Source organism: Herbaspirillum sp. UBA812, assembly GCF_002296545.1.
GTDB lineage: Bacteria > Pseudomonadota > Gammaproteobacteria > Burkholderiales > Burkholderiaceae_D > Herbaspirillum > Herbaspirillum huttiense.
The window spans coordinates 1-5,409 of record NZ_DBIC01000067.1; the positions used below are offsets into that span (position 1 = coordinate 1).

General features: G+C 61.5%; 4 protein-coding genes. All 4 read right to left on the bottom strand.

Features of this window, described 5'->3' with window-relative positions:
* Positions 1-586 (bottom strand): ABC transporter substrate-binding protein (locus tag B3873_RS04235; protein WP_286864215.1); only part of this gene is annotated, 586 nt, incomplete at its 3' end.
* A 138-nt stretch (positions 587-724) separates the two neighbouring features.
* Positions 725-1,912, bottom strand: coding sequence for an acyl-CoA dehydrogenase family protein (locus B3873_RS04240; RefSeq protein WP_286864216.1), 1,188 nt, complete (start codon positions 1,910-1,912; stop codon positions 725-727).
* 499 nt (positions 1,913-2,411) lie between these two features.
* Complete coding sequence (gene mchS3, locus B3873_RS04245; protein ID WP_286864217.1) at positions 2,412-2,966, bottom strand: MchS3 family protein; 555 nt, start codon at positions 2,964-2,966, stop codon at positions 2,412-2,414.
* Between the two features lie 75 nt (positions 2,967-3,041).
* Positions 3,042-5,153, bottom strand: a complete 2,112-nt coding sequence (locus B3873_RS04250) for a TonB-dependent siderophore receptor (RefSeq protein WP_286864218.1) — start codon at positions 5,151-5,153, stop codon at positions 3,042-3,044.
* Between the last annotated feature and the right edge of the window lie 256 nt (positions 5,154-5,409).

Here is a 5,409-nt window from a genome sequence, read left to right on the forward strand (position 1 = left end):
TGCCCAGCGTCGGCCACGGTTCCCAGACGAAGTAGGCATCGATGTCGCCGCGCGCCAGCAGGGCCGGCAGTTCCGGCGGACCGGAGCGCACCATCTCGACCTTGGCGGCATCGATGTTGAGGGTCTTCAGGGTCAGGCCGGTGACGTATTCCGAGACCGAGCCGGCGACGATGCCGAACTTCTTGATCTTGTCGGCCGAGGTGATGGCCTTGCGGGCCACCAGCTTGACGTAGGTCTTGGACTGATAGGTCACGGCCAGCGGACGCAGTTCGGCGCGCGAGAGGCGCACGATGTGCGTGGGTTCGCCGGCACAGCCCAGCTGCACCTGGTTGGCCACCAGCGCGTTGAGCGCTTCGCCGCCGTCGGTGTAGGACTGCACGGTGACGTTGGGGGCGCCGTGTTTGGCGAACAGTTTTTCGTTGGCGGCCACAAAGAAGGCCGTGAAGACGGGATCAGCGCCGACGCCGATGATGACGGGCGCGCCCTGGGCCAGGGCTGGCAGGGCAGGCGCAGCGCCTGCAGCGAGCATGGAGGCGGCGCCGAGCAGCAGCTTGCGGCGTTGTGGCGAAACGGTGGAGTGGGTCACGGGCTGGGTCCTCTTTGTAAAGTTGGTGAAACGCCAGTGGAGATGGCAGGCACGGCAGTAACAAAGGCAAAACACGGGGTGCGCTTGCGCCTGCAGCGCAGGCATGAGCGCAGGCAATTTTTCAGGAGGGGAGGCGCATCAGCGCTTGATCCCCAGCTTTGCAAAAAGCGCGCCAGCGCTTTCGTAATTCAACTCCGACAGCGCCGCGTGCTGCGTGACCACCATCGCATCGCGCACGATGCGCTGCAGGCGGTGGGTGCGCTGGATGGCGGCCATGCCGGCGGCCTGGTAGGCGTCGTTGACGACTTCCATCGAGACCCGGGCCGCATAGGTGGCCGAGAGCTTGAGCATCATGTCGATCTCTTCGGTGACGGGGTTGCCGGCCACGATCTGTTCCCAGGCTTGTTCGCAGGCATCGTAGAAGAACATGCGGGCGCTGCGCCACTTGGCTTCGGACACGCCGAGCTTGATCTTGTAATACGCGCGGTCGGCCAGGCGCAGCGCGCCCGGCATGATCTTGGCGCCACCCGCCATGTCGGTGACGATGTCCAGCGCGGCGCGGGCCAGGCCGATGTTGACGGCGGCGTGCACTTCAGCCTGGTAGGCCAGGGCCGGATAGCGATACAGCGGCTCATCAATGAGGCCGGCTGCACCCCGGGCACAGGTCCATTCATGGGCCACGAACTTGTCCTTGAGGCGGGTATCGTGGCTGCCGGTGCCTTGCATGCCGACCACGTTCCAGTTGTCGATGATCTCGATTTCAGAAGCTGGCATCACGGCCATGAGCGCGGGCTTGGGTGTGCCGTCGTCGGCGCCGCTGCTGTCCTTGATGCCCACGCCGATCCAGTCTGCGCCCTTGCAGCCGCTGGCGAAGTGCCAGCGTCCGGTGATTTCCCATCCACCGGGGACGGCCTTGGCTTCCTGCAGCGGATAGAGGCCGCCGGCATAGACCTGGTCGGGGCCGCTTGCGTAGATCTTGCGCTGGGTTTCGATGGGCAGGGCGGCGAGATAGGTGTTGGCCGAACCGAAGGCGGCCACCCAGCCGGCCGAGCCATCAGCCTTGGAGATGCGTTCGACCATGGCCAGGAAGGGCGCCGGGGCCAGGGCTTCGCCGCCGAACTTGCGCGGCGTGCCGCTGCGGAAGATGCCGGCCTTCTTCATGGTGGCCACGAGGTCGCGCGGCACGTGGCCGAGCTGATCGAACTCGTCGCGGCGTGCGGTCACTTCCGCAATGAGCGTATCCATTTCGGGAGAGTCCGCATGCGGTGGGGCAGCGGTGACGATTTTTTTCTGGACGGGATAAACATCGAGCGTGATCGAATTCATGGCACACCACTTTGGTTGAAAGGAGGTAGCTGAGTGTCGTCCTGGGTCAAATCAGGGTCAAATTCTATTTAGGAATTGGCCGAATGAATATTAGTAATAATGATTAGGCTGCTCCGGGATGGCACGCAGGCTTGTGCATGGTGCACCCGCATGATGCGCGAAACCCGCATGGGGAGGGCGTTTGGCGCGATCCTGCACCAAACGCGAGAGGGTGGATGCCCTGCTTGGAGAAGTATTTGCAGTATTGATGCGGCTAATCGGTGGTGCGGATTTGCCTGCAGTGGAAGGGACTGACTACCATGGGGGCCGAGATTGAAAGGAAACACTGTTCAGTTTCGTCACAGGCTCCTTCTGGCCTTCATTTCGGGCGGACTTCTTCGGGAGTCCGCCACTTTTCTTTTGCTTTTTCTCTTCTTCTTTCCCTGCAGTCCTTGCGGTGAAGGGATGTCTTCTTTTTTTCTATTGCGTGTTGATTCAATGTGCCGGTGCGGCGTAACGCCTAACGCCAATGCGCATCGGCACAGCCGTGCTGCGCGATGTTCTGCAATTGATCTTGTATGGATTCACGTTGGAGGATGTCCGTATGCAGGACAGAGACATGACCGCCTTCCTTGTGCAGTCCTTTCGTGAGTTGCACAAATTGCGCCGCGTTCAGCTTGCGCAGGGCACAGGCCGCGTAGAGTCGCGCTTCTTTGGTGGCGGAGCCGTCGTCGATCAGTCGTGTGAAGAGTTCCAGCGCGGCCGGGGATTGCAGCAAGCGGCGATAGCGTTGTTCGCTGTCGCTGATGTGGCCGATGAAACCGACCTGGCCGAGGGCAAAGGTGGGTGTCTGGCGCAGGAGGGCGAGGTCATCCGCTGCGCTCTCCGCGGCATGGATGTAGGGAGACGCGAGCATCAGCAATCCGGACATCATCAGTGATCGTGACAGCTGCAGGCATCTCTGCATTTTCATGGCGGTTTTTTTGGGGCAGGGTGGAGGGGAATCGGCATGATGCCTCAACAAGCAGGCCGTGATGTGCTCTTTGCTGTCCATGCGGTGAATGAAGCTGCGCATGTCGAATCATTTGGATAAAAAAATCGGCCGCATGAAAGCGGCCGATCTTGAATCACGAGAAGGCGGGACAGGAGATCAGTAACGATACCCCAGCGTCAGCAAGATGGTCCGGTCATCCCCCAACGCCACCGCACGCGCCAGACCGCCCGCGTAGTAGTGCGTATTGAAGATGTTCTTGACGTTGAGCGCAGCGCGCCAGCGTTCGGCGTTGTAGGCCACGCCGGTATCGGCCAGCACGTAGCCCGGCAGGGTATAGCCGTTGGTGCGCATCATGCTCTGGCCATGCACGCCGCCGTTCCACTCCCATCCGGCCAACTGGCCCTTGAAGCGATAGCGGGCGCTGGTGGTGAAGTTGTGGCGCGGGACGTTGTCCAGCCACTGGCCCACGGTGGTGCTACGCTGGCCGCCGTCATCGGTCACGATGGCCGCCGTGTAGGAGTAGCCCGCGTTGAGGCTCAGGCCATTGCGCAAGTCGGAGGTCACGCTGATCTCGCCGCCCTGCGAACGCTGTTCACCCACGGCAATGTTGAAGCCGGTGTTGTTGGGATCGCTCACCAGCACGTTGCGGCGGCGCAGGTCGAACACGGCCACGTTGAGGCTGGTGCGGCCTTCGTCGAGGTCGAACTTCACGCCGGCTTCCCATTGCTTGCCGGTCTCGGGCTTGAAGGTGCCGCCGCTCACATCGGTGCCGCTGTTCGGATAGAACGAGGTCGCGTAACTGATGTAGGGACGCACACCACGCAGCAACTCATACATCAGCGCGGCCGAGCCCGTCGTGGCGCTGGCCGGATTGTCGGTATGCGCGCCGGTGCGCAGGTTGGTCGAGTAGGTCGAGACGTTGTCGTAGCGCAGGCCGGTCAGCAATTGCCAGCGTTCGCCGAAACGGATGTTGTCGCGTGCATACAAGCCGGTATCGCGGATGCTGGTTGAGGTATAGGTATTGGGTGTGGTCGGGCAATTCAGACGTGCGCCATACACCGGGTTGTAGACGTTGAGCGCGGCGACCGTACAGGTATAGGAGAGCGTGTCTTCGCGCGAATTGAGATAGTCCGTGCCCAGCGTGATCTCGTGCTTGCCGAAGCCGGTGTTGAAGCTGCGCTGGACATTGGTATCGATGCTGAAGGTCTGGCCTTCATAGGTCTGGTCGGTACCGGTGCGCGTGAGGCTGCGGCCGGTGCTCGACAGGACGTTGTTGGCCACCAGTTGTCCGCTCATCTCGAACTGCTGGTAACGCACGTTGTTGTTGAGCGTCCAGCCGTCATCGAAGCGGTGCGTCAGCGCATAGCCGACGCGGGTTTCATTGGCCGCATACGGACGCGCGCCCGGCTCGCCGATGAACAGGCTGCGCGGCAGCGCGCCGTTGACGTTGCTGTTGATCGAGCCCGACAGCGGCAGACCTTGCTGGCGCACGTAGCTGCGTTCCTGATAGCTGGTCAGGATGGTGAAGTCGGTACGCGCACCCAGGTCCAGCGACAGCGAAGGGGCGATGTAGCGGTTCTTGAACCACACATTGTCAGTGGCGTCGTTCGAATTGGAAATGAGACCGTTGATGCGGAAAGCCTGCTTGCCGTTTTCCGACAGCGATTTGTTCATGTCCACGGTGGTCTGGTAGAAGTCGTGACTGCCCACGGTGACGTCGACGTTGGCGAAGTCATTGCCTTGCGGACGCTTGCTGACCATGTTGACCAGCCCGCCCGGCAGCACCAGGCCATACAGCAGCGAGCCCGGTCCCTTGAGCACTTCCACCTGCTGCAGTCCGAACAGCTGCTCGGCCACGCGCGAGCTGGCGGTGGTGCGCAGGCCATCCAGATACAGCGAATCGGAAGCGACCTGGCCACGGATGATCAGGTCATCCCAGCCGCGCCGGCCATATTGCTGCGCGACCACGCCGGGCACGTTCTCCAGCGCATCTGCCAGTGAGACGGCCTGTTGGCTGTCCAGCATGGAGCGCGTGACCACCGACACCGATTGCGGGGTTTGCGACAGCGGCGTATTGGATTTGTTGACCTGGCTTTGGGTGGCCTTGAACCTGGTGTCGTTGACGCCATCGGCGACCACATCGACGGTGGGCAATTGGGTTGATGCCGCACTGTTGTCCGTGCTGGCAGTCTGCGCCAGGACGGAAGAAGCGGGCAATACGGAAAAGGCGAGCAGGACGGCGAGAGCGCCGGGGGAGAGCGAGGGCATGAATCAGATAATAATGAGAATAATTTCTATTCATGATATCGCATTCTTGTGCTTGGCAACAAATATTTACTGATCGTTTGCATCTTGTCGCCTGGTGCGCGTACAGGGTGTTTGGCGCGTCGCATCAATCAGGCGCCGGGCTTCAGACCTTGAACGGCGGGAATGAAGCAATCGCCGGAACGCCCCCGTCTCATGCGCTGATCCATTCATATTGCCGCGCGAGAACGTGAGCGCGCCGTTCATGGCATCTGCTCAA

Excerpts from the sequence above, each read along its gene's own strand:
- B3873_RS04250 (WP_286864218.1), bottom strand. The coding sequence starts at position 5,153 with ATGCCCTCGCTCTCCCCCGGCGCTCTCGCCGTCCTGCTCGCCTTTTCC.
- mchS3 (WP_286864217.1), bottom strand. The coding sequence starts at position 2,966 with ATGCGCAGCTTCATTCACCGCATGGACAGCAAAGAGCACATCACGGCC.
- B3873_RS04240 (WP_286864216.1), bottom strand. The coding sequence starts at position 1,912 with ATGAATTCGATCACGCTCGATGTTTATCCCGTCCAGAAAAAAATCGTC.